The 13,259-nt window shown below is 71.2% G+C and carries 13 protein-coding genes; 9 read left to right on the top strand and 4 right to left on the bottom strand.

The window, feature by feature from the left end; translation table 11 throughout:
• Positions 1-7: 7 nt before the first annotated feature.
• Positions 8-802 carry an amino acid ABC transporter ATP-binding protein gene (locus tag OG285_RS07360; protein ID WP_356829923.1) on the bottom strand — a complete coding sequence of 265 codons (795 nt, stop codon included), beginning with the start codon at positions 800-802 and terminating at the stop codon, positions 8-10.
• Between the two features lie 285 nt (positions 803-1,087).
• On the opposite strand from OG285_RS07360, the gene OG285_RS07355 reads away from it, so the two are divergent.
• Positions 1,088-1,777 carry a response regulator transcription factor gene (locus tag OG285_RS07355; protein ID WP_356829925.1) on the top strand — a complete coding sequence of 230 codons (690 nt, stop codon included), beginning with the start codon at positions 1,088-1,090 and terminating at the stop codon, positions 1,775-1,777.
• A 15-nt stretch (positions 1,778-1,792) separates the two neighbouring features.
• Positions 1,793-3,187, top strand: coding sequence for an ATP-binding protein (locus OG285_RS07350; protein ID WP_371790554.1), 1,395 nt, complete (start codon positions 1,793-1,795; stop codon positions 3,185-3,187).
• Positions 3,188-3,221: 34 nt separating this feature from the next.
• Here OG285_RS07350 and OG285_RS07345 read toward each other — a convergent pair whose 3' ends face one another.
• Positions 3,222-4,217 carry a TAXI family TRAP transporter solute-binding subunit gene (locus tag OG285_RS07345; RefSeq protein ID WP_356829929.1) on the bottom strand — a complete coding sequence of 332 codons (996 nt, stop codon included), beginning with the start codon at positions 4,215-4,217 and terminating at the stop codon, positions 3,222-3,224.
• A 249-nt stretch (positions 4,218-4,466) separates the two neighbouring features.
• On the opposite strand from OG285_RS07345, the gene OG285_RS07340 reads away from it, so the two are divergent.
• The 3 genes from OG285_RS07340 (at position 4,467) to OG285_RS07330 (ending at position 7,511) form a co-directional block, all read left to right on the top strand.
• A complete protein-coding gene (locus OG285_RS07340; RefSeq protein ID WP_371790553.1) occupies positions 4,467-5,099 on the top strand; it encodes a CBS domain-containing protein in 633 nt (210 codons plus the stop codon).
• A 64-nt stretch (positions 5,100-5,163) separates the two neighbouring features.
• Complete coding sequence (miaB, locus tag OG285_RS07335) at positions 5,164-6,666, top strand: tRNA (N6-isopentenyl adenosine(37)-C2)-methylthiotransferase MiaB (RefSeq protein ID WP_356829932.1); 1,503 nt, start codon at positions 5,164-5,166, stop codon at positions 6,664-6,666.
• Between the two features lie 134 nt (positions 6,667-6,800).
• A complete protein-coding gene (locus OG285_RS07330) occupies positions 6,801-7,511 on the top strand; it encodes a class III extradiol dioxygenase subunit B-like domain-containing protein (protein WP_371790552.1) in 711 nt (236 codons plus the stop codon).
• A gap of 144 nt (positions 7,512-7,655) precedes the next feature.
• Here OG285_RS07330 and OG285_RS07325 read toward each other — a convergent pair whose 3' ends face one another.
• Together OG285_RS07325 and OG285_RS07320 are read right to left on the bottom strand one after the other, a co-directional pair.
• Positions 7,656-7,901 (bottom strand): antitoxin, encoded by a 246-nt coding sequence (locus OG285_RS07325; RefSeq protein ID WP_356829936.1) that lies wholly within the window; start codon positions 7,899-7,901, stop codon positions 7,656-7,658.
• A 29-nt stretch (positions 7,902-7,930) separates the two neighbouring features.
• Entirely contained in the window at positions 7,931-8,218 is a 288-nt protein-coding gene (locus OG285_RS07320) for a hypothetical protein (protein ID WP_356829938.1), read from the bottom strand.
• A gap of 182 nt (positions 8,219-8,400) precedes the next feature.
• Here OG285_RS07320 and miaA point away from each other — a divergent pair, with 182 nt between their 5' ends.
• The 4 genes from miaA to OG285_RS07300 all read left to right on the top strand — a co-directional run bounded on the left by miaA (position 8,401) and on the right by OG285_RS07300 (position 13,226).
• Positions 8,401-9,339 (top strand): tRNA (adenosine(37)-N6)-dimethylallyltransferase MiaA, encoded by a 939-nt coding sequence (gene miaA / locus OG285_RS07315; RefSeq protein WP_356829940.1) that lies wholly within the window; start codon positions 8,401-8,403, stop codon positions 9,337-9,339.
• A 106-nt stretch (positions 9,340-9,445) separates the two neighbouring features.
• Positions 9,446-9,907 (top strand): hypothetical protein, encoded by a 462-nt coding sequence (locus OG285_RS07310; protein ID WP_371790551.1) that lies wholly within the window; start codon positions 9,446-9,448, stop codon positions 9,905-9,907.
• 47 nt (positions 9,908-9,954) lie between these two features.
• Positions 9,955-10,827, top strand: coding sequence for a diaminopimelate epimerase (gene dapF / locus OG285_RS07305; protein ID WP_356829944.1), 873 nt, complete (start codon positions 9,955-9,957; stop codon positions 10,825-10,827).
• Between the two features lie 260 nt (positions 10,828-11,087).
• On the top strand, positions 11,088-13,226 hold the full coding sequence (locus OG285_RS07300) for a bifunctional (p)ppGpp synthetase/guanosine-3',5'-bis(diphosphate) 3'-pyrophosphohydrolase (RefSeq protein WP_371790550.1): 2,139 nt from the start codon (positions 11,088-11,090) through the stop codon (positions 13,224-13,226).
• Positions 13,227-13,259 lie beyond the last annotated feature (33 nt).

Below are 13,259 nucleotides of genomic sequence, written 5' to 3'. Positions count from 1 at the left end.
TGTCTCATCAGTGGTGAAGGATCTTCGACAGGAAGTCCTTCGCGCGGTCACTGCGGGGGTTGCTGAAGAACTGCTCCGGGACGGCCTCTTCGACGATCTTCCCGTCGGCCATGAAGACGACCCGGTTGGCAGCGGAGCGCGCGAAGCCCATCTCGTGGGTGACGACGATCATCGTCATGCCGTCACGAGCCAGCTGCTGCATGACCTCGAGGACCTCATTGATCATCTCGGGGTCGAGCGCCGAGGTCGGCTCGTCGAAGAGCATGACCTTGGGGTCCATCGCCAGCGCCCGTGCGATGGCGACGCGCTGCTGCTGGCCGCCGGAGAGCTGCGCGGGGTACTTGTCGGCCTGCGCTCCCACGCCCACCCGGTCCAGCAGCGCACGCGCCTTGTCCTCGGCGGCCTTCTTCTCGGCCTTGCGCACCTTGATCTGGCCGAGCATCACGTTCTGCAGAACCGTCTTGTGCGCGAAGAGGTTGAACGACTGGAAGACCATGCCGACATCGGCGCGCAGCCTGGCCAGCTCCCGGCCCTCGGCGGGGAGGGGCTTTCCGTCGATCGTTATCGCGCCGGAGTCGACTGTCTCCAGACGGTTGATGGTGCGGCACAGTGTGGACTTGCCGGACCCCGAGGGCCCGATGACGACGACGACCTCGCCGCGGGCGATGGTGAGGTCGATGTCCTGGAGTACATGGAGCGCGCCGAAGTGCTTATTGACGTTGCTCAGTACGACCAGGTCGTCCGACACCGGCAAAGAGTCCTCGGCGGGCTCGGCGGACTTGGTCACTGGCACTCCGCTCATCGGCTGTTCGCTCCGTCCTCCTCAACCGCAAGTGCGGTCGGGGTTGATGAGGACAGTAATGAGATGCCCCTACCAGCGTCATCACATCTGAGCGGAAATTGAGCATCACGATCTGGTTGCACGTGGGCACGGCCCGGCCACTCCTGGTGAGCGAGGTCATGACCGGAGTACCGGGTGCGTAACGGAACCCCCGCAGGAACCGGAACACCCTTGACTGGTGCGGCAGCCATCGGCATGGATGACGAGACGTACGGATGACGGAAGAGCGCACCGCAGAAGGGGCCCATGAGACTGCTGCTCGTCGAGGACGACAACCACGTGGCCGCCGCCCTGTCCGCCGTACTGGCCAGGCACGGTTTCAAAGTCGTGCACGCCCGTAACGGTGAGGAGGCGCTCCGCTCCCTCCTGCCGGACGAGCAGGAGCCCTTCGGCGTCATACTGCTCGACCTCGGCCTGCCCGACCTGGACGGATACGAGGTCTGCAGCAAGATCCGCAAACGCACGGCGACCCCGGTGATCATGGTGACGGCCCGGGCCGACGTGCGGTCCCGCATCCACGGCCTGAACCTCGGCGCCGACGACTACGTCGTCAAGCCCTACGACACGGGCGAGCTGCTCGCCCGGATCCATGCCGTCAGCCGGCGCAAGGCTGCGGGCGAGGACACCGGGCCGGTCCCGGCGGCCGCGCTCCGGGTCGGGCCCGTCGAGATCCAGCTCCCCACCCGGCGCGTCAGTGTGGAGGGCAGCGAGATCCAGCTGACCCGCAAGGAGTTCGACCTGCTGGCGCTGCTCGCCCAGCGCCCCGGCGTCGTCTTCCGCCGGGAGCAGATCATCAGTGAGGTCTGGCAGACCAGCTGGGAGGGGACCGGACGCACCCTTGAGGTGCACGTCGCGTCGCTGCGCTCCAAACTGCATCTGCCCGCCCTGATCGAGACCGTGCGCGGCGTCGGCTACCGCCTCGTCGTCCCGGCCTGAGGCGCGGCCCGGCCCGTGCGCGCCCGACTGCTTCCGCTGCTCATCGTCCTCATGGCCGGAGTGCTGCTCGCGCTCGGCTTCCCGCTCGCCATGAGCGTGGCCGCCGCCGCGCAGCAGAACGTGGTCGTCGACCGGATCGACGACACCGCGCGGATGGCTGAGGAGGCGCAGTTCGTCACCGAGATTCCGGCCAGCGAGCAGGAGCGGCACGACACGCTCCAGAAGGAACTGGCCCGCTACGAGACGGTGTACGGCATCCGGGCCGGTGTCTTCTACCGCGACGGCATCGCCATGGCCGCGGCCCCGCAGTCCTGGACGGTACCGGCGCGCGGTGAGGGCCGGACCGCCTTCGAGGACGCGCTCGCGGGACGGCGCAGCCGGGACCCGGCGCAGATCTGGCCCTGGCAGCACGGGCGGCTGATCGTCGCGTCGCCCGTCGTGAGGAACGGCGACGTGATCGCGGTGGTGGTCACCGACTCGCCCACCGACCAGATGCGTTCCCGGACCCTCCGCGGCTGGCTGCTCATCGGCGCGGGCGAGGCGGGGGCGATGCTGCTCGCGGTGGGCGCCGCCTTCCGCCTCACGGGCTGGGTGCTGCTTCCGGTACGGACGCTGGACGCCGCCACCCACGGCATCGCGACCGGGCTGATGAAGTCACGGGTCGCCTCCGGCAGCGGTCCGCCGGAACTGCGCCGTCTGGCGCGGTCGTTCAACGAGATGGCCGACAACGTCGAGGACGTGCTGGAGCAGCAGCGGGCCTTCGTCGCCGACGCGTCCCACCAGTTGCGCAATCCGCTCGCCGCGCTGCTGCTGCGGATCGAGCTGCTGGCCTTCGAACTCCCCGAGGGCAATGAGGAGATCGCCTCCGTACGTACCGAGGGCAAGCGGCTGGGCCAGGTCCTCGACGACCTCCTCGACCTCGCGCTGGCCGAGCACACCGCCGCGGAACTGCGGCTCACCGACATCGCCGAGCTGGCGGCCGAGCGGGTCTCGGCCTGGCGCCCGGTCGCGGAGGGCAAGGGCGTCCGGCTCACCGAGGTGGGCGCCGCTGCGGTGACCGCCTGGGCCGACCCCGTCGCGCTCTCCAGCGCCCTGGACGCGGTGATCGACAACGCGCTGAAATTCACTCCCGGAGGAGAGGAGGTACGGGTCGAGACCGACTCCCACGGCTCCACCTCCCGGATCACGGTCGCCGACGGCGGACCCGGCCTGAGCAAGGACGAACTCGCCCGGATCGGCGACCGCTTCTGGCGCAGCGGCCACCATCAGAACATCAAGGGCTCGGGTCTCGGCCTCTCCATCTCGCGCGCCCTGCTCACAGCGGGCCGCGGCACGATCTCGTACGAACAGAACGAACCGCACGGGCTGCGGGTGACCGTGACGGTCCCGCGCACCTCGCCGGAAACCTAGGCTCCCGGCGCGCCGGTGTGCGACGCCGCCCCGGTCAGGGCTTGACCGACCGGTAGTAGCGCCGTGCGCCCTCGTCCAGCTTCAGCGGGTCCGTATAAATAGCCGTCCGTACGTCGACGAGCTGCGCCGCGTGCACCTGCCGCCCGATGCGGTCGCGGCTGCGGATCACGCTGCGGGTGAAGCCCTCGGTCAGCTTCGGGTCCTCGCGGTCGGTGGTGACGAGTACGTTCGCAACCGCGAAGGTGGGTACCGGGGCGCCGTTACGGGCCTGGCGGTAGGCGTCGGCCGGCATCACGGCCGAGCGGTAGTAGCGGGTGGTGCCGCCCGCCGCGTGCAGCCGCGTCACCAGATCGTCGAGCGGAATCAGCCGGATCGGATCGCGCGCGGCCAGATCGCGTACCGCGTCGGTCGGCAGCCCGCCCGACCAGAAGAACGCGTCGATCTTGCCGGCCTTGAGCAGCCCCGGGCTGGTGTCGATCCCCGCCGGCACGGCGGTGATGTCCTTGTGCGGGTCGATCCCGGCAGCGCGCAGCGCACGGTCCGCTATCAGCCGCACACCGGATCCGGGCTGGCCCACGGCGACCCGCTTGTGCCGCAGATCGGCGGCGCGCCGGACGGGGGAGCCGTCCTCGACGGCGAGCTGCACGTAGTCGTCGTACAGCCGCGCGCAGCCGCGCAGCCGGTCCGCGCCCGGCTTGCCGTCCTCGATGTACTTTGCGATCGCGTCGGCAGTCGCGATGGTGAAGTCGGCCTTGCCGGTCGCCACCCTGGCGAGATTCTGCTGGGAGCCCTCGCTCGGCTGGAGGCGTATGTCCACCCCGGGCAGGTCGTGGGCGAGCGTGGGGCTGAGCAGCTTCCCGTAGAGCTGGTACACGCCGGTCCGCACCCCCGTACTGAAGGTCACGGTTCCATGCGGGGAGGGCGAGCCGATGGGCAGCAGCCACCACATCAGCGGCCCGGAGATCACCAGTGCGGCCGCCGCGCCCTGGACGGCGCGGCGGCGGCTGATACGGGGCAGAGCCTTGGGCATGCGCGCGATCCTGCCAGTTCACGCCCCTGGCGAACAGGGGAGCGGGACAGCGGACGGGGTGGAGCGCCGGGGCGCGGTCCCGGCCCGTCGCCGTGCGCTGCCGGGCGGTCGCTCCTCCGTCACCCATCCGGAATTATTCGGTCCGGTCAGTGGCTGTCACTATTGATCGTTGATCACCAGTCGGCAGCCGATTGCCGCTGGACCGTGCCCCGGAGGACCGCAGTGACGTCGAGCCGAACCGTCGGACAGATGATGTCGACCAATGTCGTACGGGTGCAGCGGGGGACGTTCCTCAAGGAGATCGCCCGGCTGCTCACCGAACACCGGATTTCGGCCGTTCCCGTCGTGGATGACGACGACCGGCCGGTGGGCGTGGTCTCCGAGGCCGATCTGCTGCGCAAGCAGCTGGGCCTGACCGCCCTCCTGCCGGCCGTCCGGCAGGAGTCCGAACACCGGTCCAAGACCGAGGCGACCACCGCGGAAGGGCTCATGACCAGCCCGGCGGTGGTCGCGCACCCGGACTGGACCATCGTCGAGGCCGGCTGGCTGATGCAGGCCCGGAGCGTCAAACGCCTGCCGGTCGTCGACGACACCGGCCGGCTGGCCGGGGTGATCAGCCGCAGTGACCTCCTCCAGGTCTTCCTGCGCCGCGACCGCGCCATCCAGGAGGAGGTGCTCGAAGGCGTCCTGACCCGGACGCTGGGTCTCTCACCCTCCGCGATCACGGTGGACGTCAGCGACGGCCACGTCATGCTCAGCGGTCTGGTCGAGCGGCGGAGCGTGATTCCGGCGGCGGTACGGCTGTGCCGGGGGGTGGACGGCGTCGTCGAGGTCTCCCAGCGCCTGCAGTACGACGTCGACGACAGCACCGGCGGGAGCTGAGGGCCCCGGGCCCGCGTCCACGGCCGGGGCGGGAGCTCCGCCCGGCACCGCCTACCCTGGTGACATGACCGCGCAGGACACCCTGAACCGAAGTTACGAGATCCGCACCTACGGCTGCCAGATGAACGTCCACGACAGCGAACGGCTGTCGGGGCTTCTGGAGGACGCCGGATACGTCCGTGCGCCGGCGGGCGCCGACGGGGACGCCGATGTCGTCGTCTTCAACACCTGCGCGGTGCGCGAGAACGCCGACAACAAGCTGTACGGCAACCTCGGCAGGCTCGCCCCGATGAAGACCAGGCGCCCCGGCATGCAGATCGCGGTCGGCGGCTGCCTGGCCCAGAAGGACCGGGACACCATTGTCCGGCGGGCGCCGTGGGTCGACGTCGTCTTCGGCACCCACAACATCGGCAAGCTCCCGGTGCTGCTGGAGCGCTCCCGGATCGAGGGCGAGGCGCAGGTCGAGATCGCCGAGTCGCTCGAAGCGTTCCCCTCGACACTGCCGACCCGGCGCGAGAGCGCGTACGCCGCGTGGGTCTCGATCTCCGTCGGCTGCAACAACACCTGCACCTTCTGTATCGTGCCCGCGCTGCGCGGCAAGGAGAAGGACCGCAGGCCCGGCGACATCCTCGCCGAGATCGAGGCGCTGGTGGACGAGGGCGTCTCGGAGATCACGCTGCTCGGCCAGAACGTCAACGCGTACGGCTCGGACATCGGCGACCGCGAGGCCTTCTCCAAGCTGCTGCGCGCCTGCGGGAAGATCGAGGGTCTCGAGCGGGTCCGCTTCACCTCGCCGCATCCGCGGGACTTCACGGACGACGTGATCGCGGCGATGGCCGAGACGCCGAACGTGATGCCGCAGCTGCACATGCCGATGCAGTCCGGTTCGGACACGGTCCTCAAGGCGATGCGCCGTTCCTACCGGCAGGAGCGTTTCCTCGGGATCATCGACAAGGTGAGGGCCGCCATCCCGCACGCCGCGATCTCCACCGACATCATCGTTGGCTTCCCCGGCGAGACCGAGGAGGACTTCCAGCAGACGATGCACGCGGTCCGCGAGGCGCGCTTCGCACAGGCCTTCACCTTCCAGTACTCCAAGCGGCCGGGGACCCCGGCCGCGACCATGGACGGCCAGGTCCCCAAGGAGGTCGTCCAGGAGCGCTACATGCGGCTCTCGGCGCTCCAGGAGGAGATCTCCTGGGAGGAGAACAAGACCCAGGTCGGCCGCACGGTGGACGTCATGGTCGCCGAGGGCGAGGGCCGCAAGGACGGCGCGACGCACCGCCTCTCCGGACGGGCGCCGGACAGCCGGCTGGTGCACTTCACCAAGCCGGACACCGAGGTGCGCCCCGGCGATGTGGTGACGGTGGAGATCACTTACGCGGCGCCGCACCATCTGCTCGCCGAGGGCCCGGCCATGGCCGTGCGGCGCACCCGGTCCGGGGACGCCTGGGAGAAGCGCAACACCGCGGCGGCGGCCAGGCCGGCCGGAGTCATGCTCGGCATCCCGGGCATCGGCGCACCGGCGCCGGAACCGGCCTCGGCCGGAGGCTGTGGCTGCGACTAGGCCCTGTCCGGCCGGTCTTCGTGGATCAGCCCGCGACGCCCGGCACCAGGGTCTGCCGCCCCAACAGCCGCCCGGTGACGGCACCCTGGCCGTGGCGGCGGGTCTCGGGCTCCGGGCGGACTAGGCTGCGGATCATGCTCGTAGCCGCCGCCGTATGCCCCTGTCCGCCCCTGCTCGTGCCCGAGGTGGCCGCGGGTGCGGCCACCGAACTCGACGCCGCGAGGGCCGCCTGCCTCGACGCGGTCGGGGTGCTCGCCGCGGCCCGGCCCGACCTGCTGATCGCCGTGGGACCCGCCGGTGCCGCGCACCGGGGGACGCACCCCGAAGGCACCACCGGCTCGTTCAGCGGCTTCGGCGTGGACCTCCGGGTACGGCTGGGAACGTCGGACGCCAGGGGCGGAAGGGAACTCCCGCCGTCGCTCGCGGTCGCCGCTTGGCTGCTGGAACGCGCGGAGTGGGCCGGTTCACCGGTCGAGGGCCTGGGCGTCGGCGAACCGCTTGAGCCCGAACGCTGCCTGGCGGCCGGACAGGAGCTGGCCGCTCGCGCCGAACGGGTCGCGCTGCTGGTCATGGGCGACGGCAGTGCCTGCCGCACCCTGAAGGCACCCGGATACCTGGACGAGCGCGCCGCCGGCTTCGACGCGGCTGCCGCCCGTGCGCTGGGCGCGGCGGACGTGGCCGCGCTGAAGGCGCTGGATGTCCGGCTGGCGTACGAACTGCAGGCCGCGGGCCGGGCGCCCTGGCAGGTCCTGGCGGGCGCGGCCGAGGGCATGGAGCCGGGCGGACAGCTGCTCTACGCCGACGCTCCGTACGGTGTCGGGTACTACGTAGCCACCTGGACCTGAGACCCGACGGGGCTGTGCCCGGCGTCAGGGCTGCCCCCGGGCCCCGGAAAGAGCCCGAGCGGGGCCGCTCCCGGAACAGGCTGTCCCGGAACGCGGCGGGCGGTCGTGGAGCACCTTCGCTCCACGACCGCCCGCCGTGCCGGTTCAGGAAGCAGTGGGCGGCTTGGTCGTACCGCCGCCGTCCTTGTGCGAGAGGCGGTCCAGGGCTTCCTTGGCCTTGCCGGTGCCCGACTCGATCTTGTCGCTGTACTTGCCGTTGGTCCGGGCGTCGACCGTGTGGGCGGCCTTGTCCAGACCCTCTCCGATCTTGTCCCCGTGCTGCTGCGCGAGGTCGGAGACCTTGTCCTTGGCCGGTCCGAGCTTGGCTTTCACATTGTCCAGGAATCCCATGGCATACCTACTTCCCTCTGGAGGGCGTCCTACTTGCGAACGCCCTCACCGGCTTCGTTGTCCGCGGCCGCGGCGGCGGACTGCTGACGCGGGATCTCCACGCCCTCGGCGGTACCGCCAGCGGTGTTCTCCGCGGGCGTGTCCGCCGAGGACTCCCCGGCCCGGTCGTCGGACGCCGGCTCCGGGGCCGAGCTCTCGGCCGACTGCTCGGCAGACTTCTCATCCGGCTCCTGGGCCGGAGCGTCGGTCCGGGCATCCACGGCCGACTCCTCGATGGCGTCCTTCGCCTTCCGGCGAAACACTGCAAAAATACCCATATTCACTCCATAACGTACTCGTGTGAGCGAAATTCCTCGCCACCCGGGGCGGCTGATTGCGCCGACCGGGGCCACCGGTCGAAAGCCGTCGGCCGGAACCTCGGAAGAGGAAACGAATCCGGGCACCCGGCCGTCACGTAACTCATTCGGGGACAGGCCCCCGGGTTTGCGAGACTGAGGCGGTGAGAAGTGCAGCTCCCGCAGCGCGGGTCATCGCCGTCGTCGGTCCCACAGCGGCCGGAAAGTCCGATCTCGGCGTCGCCATCGCCCGGCATTTCGGCGGCGAGGTCGTCAACGCCGACTCCATGCAGCTCTATGAGGGGATGGACATCGGAACCGCCAAGCTGACGCTCGACGAGCGCGGCGGTGTGCCGCACCACCTCCTCGACATCTGGAGCGTGACCGAGGCGGCCAGTGTCGCCGAGTACCAGAGGCTTGCCCGCGCGGAGATCGACCGGCTCCTCGCCGCCGGCCGGATGCCGGTGCTGGTCGGGGGCTCCGGGCTCTACGTCCGCGGGGCCATCGACGCGCTGGAGTTCCCTGGCACCGACCCCGGCGTACGGGCACGGCTGGAGGACGAGCTGGAGCGGCACGGTCCGGGGGCCCTCCACGACCGGCTGGCCGCCGCCGACCCGGAGGCCGCCGCGGTGATCCTGCCCAGCAACGGCCGCAGGATCGTCCGGGCCCTGGAGGTCATCGAGATCACCGGAAAGCCCTTCACCGCCAATCTGCCGGGCCCCGACCCGGTCTACGACACCGTGCAGATCGGCGTCGACGTCGGGCGCCCGGAGCTGGACGAGCGCATCGCCGTGCGCGTCGACCGGATGTGGGACGCCGGCCTGGTGGACGAGGTCCGCACTCTGGAGGCCGGGGGGCTCCGCGAGGGGCGCACCGCATCGCGCGCCCTCGGGTACCAGCAGGTGCTCGCGGCGCTCGCGGGGGAGTGCTCCGACGACGAGGCGCGCGCCGAGACCGTACGTGCCACGAAACGCTTCGCGCGCCGCCAGGATTCATGGTTCCGCCGTGATCCACGGGTGCACTGGCTCAGCGGCGCGGCCGCCGACCGGACGGAACTTCCCGGGCAGGCGCTGGCCTTGGTCGAACGGGCGGTCACAGCCTGATCACGTGATGGCATCGGGACGCTCAGCCCGTCAGTCCGCGGTCGGGGGCCGTGCCATCATCGATCTGCGATCGACAGTGGAGTCCGAGTGGGGAGGGCGTGTGGCGATGGAGGCCGGCCCTCGCGACAGCGAACGCGACGGAGAGCGCGGCAGCGGCCAGGCGCACCCCGACGAGGCGCCGCGGCTCAGCCCCGACGGGCCCGACGCGCTGGACAGCCCCGAGGTGGCCCCCGAGGTCGAGGTCGAACTGCGGCCGCAGCGCAGACTGCGCATCTGGCAGCTCGCCCCGATCGTGGCGCTGGCCGCCGTCGGATCGCTGATGTTCGCGTTCCCCCTCGCCTTCGAGTTCGGTGACGGTGGCCCCGTGGTCGCGATGCTCGGGCTCCTGATCAGCTGCTGCGCGGCCGGCTGGGGCATGATGGCCGCCCGCCGTGTCGGCTACACCTGGCCGGGTCTGCCCGCCAGGGGCTCGGGGGTGCGCCCGGACTGGCGGATGGCAGCCCTCTACGTCCTGGCCTTCTGCGTGATCGTGGCGCTCGCCGTGGGTCGCGTGGCCCGGCTGCGCTGAACCGCACCCGTCCGCCCGTACCGCTGCCCACCTCGTACGATGGCAGAGTGACCACCTCGCAGATCGCCTTCCTCAAGGGCCACGGCACCGAGAACGACTTCGTGATCGTCCCCGACCCGGACAACGTCATCGGCCTGCCCGCATCCGCGGTCGCCGTGCTGTGCGACCGCCGGGCGGGCATCGGCGGCGACGGCCTGCTGCACGTCGTGCGGTCGGCCGCGCACCCGGAGGCCCGGGCGATGGCCGGGGAGGCGGAGTGGTTCATGGACTACCGCAACGGCGACGGCTCGACCGCCGAGATGTGCGGGAACGGCGTCCGCGTCTTCGCCCGCTACCTGCAGCGCGCCGGGCTGGTGGACGCCGGGGACCTGGCCATCGCGACGCGCGGCGGAGTGAAGCGGGCCCACCTCGCCAAGAACGGCGACATCACCGTCTCCATGGGCCGGGCGGTGCTCCCCGCGGACGGCGTGACCGTCACGGTCGGCGACCGCGCCTGGCCCGCGCTGAACGTGAACATGGGCAACCCGCACGCTGTCGCCTTCGTCGACGATCTGGCGGACGCCGGAGCCCTGCTCTCCGTACCGCAGTTCGCCCCGGCGTCCGTCTACCCGGACGGTGTCAACGTCGAGTTCGTCGTGGACCGCGGCGAACGCCATGTCGCCATGCGGGTGCACGAGCGCGGCTCCGGCGAGACCCGGTCCTGCGGTACGGGCGCCTGCGCCGTCGCCGTCGCGGCGGCCCGCAGGGACGGCACCGACCCCGCGCTGACCGGCGAGCCCGTGACGTACACCGTCGACCTCCCCGGCGGCCGGCTGGTGATCACCGAGCTGCCGGACGGCGAGATCGAGATGACAGGCGGCGCGGTCATCGTCGCCGAAGGCACGATCGACGCCGCGTTCCGGGAGACCGCCCTTTCCTAGGTCGTGTCCGGTCGGTCGTCGCGGGCCCGCGACGACCGACCGGACAGGATCCGGGCCGACACCGGGAGTACGCACCGGACGCCGCTCCGTGGCGGGCAAACGTTCCCTCCCGCGGTACGGGACGTCGCTCGAATGGGTGATCCGTTTCACGCTGGGCGGGAGCGGGCGGGCACCGCGTGGTGGGCTCGGTAGCATCAAGCACCGGCCCGGAGCGCCCAGTCGCAGCCAGCCCACCGCCGGTCGACACTGCCGGAGGTGCCATGAGTGCAGAGGCCGCCAGCCCCAACGGTGCGTCCCCGGAGATCCATCCGGTGGACCGCCCGGGCCGCAGACGCGGTCGCGCCAGAATCGACCTGCGCAGACTCGGCCGCGCCGCACTGTTCGGCCCCGCCTCGCGCGGCGGTCTGCCCGATGCCATCGGCCATGTCGCCGAGGCCCACCGCGCGCACTTCCCGGATGCTGATCTCGCCGTCCTGCGGCGGGCGTACGTCCTTGCTGAAACGTCCCACCGCGGCCAGATGCGCAAGAGCGGCGAGCCCTACATCACGCACCCGCTCGCGGTGACCCTGATCCTCGCCGAACTGGGCGCCGAAACCACGACCTTGACCGCGTCGCTCCTCCACGACACGGTCGAGGACACCGAGGTGACCCTCGATCAGGTACGGGAGGGCTTCGGCGACGAGGTCTGTTATCTGGTCGACGGCGTGACCAAACTGGAGAAGGTCGACTACGGGGCCGCCGCCGAGCCGGAGACCTTCCGCAAGATGCTCGTGGCCACCGGCGACGACGTCCGGGTCATGTCGATCAAACTCGCCGACCGGCTGCACAACATGCGCACGCTGGGCGTGATGCGCCCCGAGAAGCAGGAGAGGATCGCAAGAGTCACCCGCGACGTGCTGATCCCGCTGGCCGAACGGCTCGGTGTGCAGGCGCTCAAGACCGAGCTGGAGGATCTGGTCTTCGCGATCCTGCGCCCGGAGGAGTACGAGATCACCCGGGCCCTCATCGCCGCCCAGGACGCCACCGCCGACCCGCTCGTCACCATTGCCGAGGACGTCCGAAGGGTCCTGAGGGAGGCGGGGATCGCCGCCGAAGTCCTCATCAGGCCCCGTCACTTCGTCTCCGTGCACCGGGTCAGGATGAAACGCGGCGAGCTCTGTCCGGCCGACTTCGGCCGGCTTCTGGTGCTCGTCGGCGAGGATGCCGACTGCTACGGCGTACTGGGCGAGCTGCACACCTGTTTCACGCCGGTGATCTCCGAGTTCAAGGACTTCATCGCCTCGCCCAAGTTCAACCTCTACCAGTCGCTGCACACGGCCGTCGTCAGCACGGGCGGGGACGTCGCCGAAGTCCTCATCCGCACTCACCTGATGCACAAGGTCGCCGAGGCCGGGGTCGTCGCGCTCGGCAATCCGTACGTACCGCTCGACGGCCCGCCCGCCACCCCCGCGCACGCGGCCGCCGACGCGGCGGACGGTGAACGCGCCGACCCCACCCGCCCCGGCTGGCTCTCCAGGCTTCTCGCATGGCAGGAGTCGGCGCCCGACCCCGACACGTTCTGGTCCACCCTCCGCGCCGACCTCGCACAGGACCGGGAGATCACCGTCTTCCGGGCCGACGGCGGGACCCTCGGCCTGCCCGCGGGGGCGAGCTGTGTGGACGCGGCCTACGCGCAGCACGGCGAAAAGGCGCACTCCTGCATCGGCGCACGCGTCAACGGGCGCCTGGCGACGCTCAGTACGGTGCTCAGCGACGGCGACACCGTCCAGCTGCTGCTCGCCGAGGACACCGCGTCCGGACCGTCGCCCGACTGGCTCGGCCATGTGCGCACCCCCGGCGCGAGGATCGCGATCACCGGCTGGCTCGACGCCCACCCGGAAGGCACGGCCGTCCCGGCTGCGGCCCCCCGGCCGAGCGCCTCGGTCACCGGCGGGGCGATGCGCAGGGCGGCCGCCGGAGCCGTGGTGGGCGTGCCGAACGCGACCGTGCGGCTGGCCGGCTGCTGTACGCCGGTTCCGCCCGACGCCGTCACCGGATTCACCGTGCGCGGCGGCGCCGTCACCGTCCACCGTGAGGGATGCCCGTCGGTGACCCGGATGCTGTCCCTGGGACGGCCCCCCGTCGAGGTGAACTGGGGTGCCGCAGGAGACTGCAGGGTCACCCTGGTCGCCGAGGCGTTCGGACGGCCGCAGCTCTTCGCCGACCTCACCGAGGCCATCGCCACGGCAGGTGTCGCGGTCGTCTCGGCCACCGTGGAACCGCCATCGGAGCAACGCGTACGCCACACCTACACGCTGCAACTCCCGGACGCCGCAGGGCTTCCCGCGCTGATGCGCACCATGCGGGACGTGCCGGGCGTCTTCGACGTGAGCCGCGCCCAGCACCCGGCCACCGCCTGACCACACGACCGCCTGACACACGACCGGGTGACC

It is taken from the genome of Streptomyces sp. NBC_01471 (assembly GCF_041438865.1).
Classification (GTDB): domain Bacteria; phylum Actinomycetota; class Actinomycetes; order Streptomycetales; family Streptomycetaceae; genus Streptomyces.
The sequence above is the reverse complement of the archived record's forward strand: the minus strand, read 5'-3'. Positions and strand labels throughout refer to the sequence as shown.

Excerpts from the sequence above, each read along its gene's own strand:
- OG285_RS07310 (WP_371790551.1), top strand. The coding sequence starts at position 9,446 with ATGGAGGCCGGCCCTCGCGACAGCGAACGCGACGGAGAGCGCGGCAGC.
- OG285_RS07320 (WP_356829938.1), bottom strand. The coding sequence starts at position 8,218 with ATGGGTATTTTTGCAGTGTTTCGCCGGAAGGCGAAGGACGCCATCGAG.
- OG285_RS07360 (WP_356829923.1), bottom strand. The coding sequence starts at position 802 with ATGAGCGGAGTGCCAGTGACCAAGTCCGCCGAGCCCGCCGAGGACTCT.
- OG285_RS07330 (WP_371790552.1), top strand. The coding sequence starts at position 6,801 with ATGCTCGTAGCCGCCGCCGTATGCCCCTGTCCGCCCCTGCTCGTGCCC.
- OG285_RS07345 (WP_356829929.1), bottom strand. The coding sequence starts at position 4,217 with ATGCCCAAGGCTCTGCCCCGTATCAGCCGCCGCCGCGCCGTCCAGGGC.
- miaB (WP_356829932.1), top strand. The coding sequence starts at position 5,164 with ATGACCGCGCAGGACACCCTGAACCGAAGTTACGAGATCCGCACCTAC.
- OG285_RS07340 (WP_371790553.1), top strand. The coding sequence starts at position 4,467 with ATGATGTCGACCAATGTCGTACGGGTGCAGCGGGGGACGTTCCTCAAG.
- OG285_RS07355 (WP_356829925.1), top strand. The coding sequence starts at position 1,088 with ATGAGACTGCTGCTCGTCGAGGACGACAACCACGTGGCCGCCGCCCTG.
- OG285_RS07325 (WP_356829936.1), bottom strand. The coding sequence starts at position 7,901 with ATGGGATTCCTGGACAATGTGAAAGCCAAGCTCGGACCGGCCAAGGAC.
- OG285_RS07300 (WP_371790550.1), top strand. The coding sequence starts at position 11,088 with ATGAGTGCAGAGGCCGCCAGCCCCAACGGTGCGTCCCCGGAGATCCAT.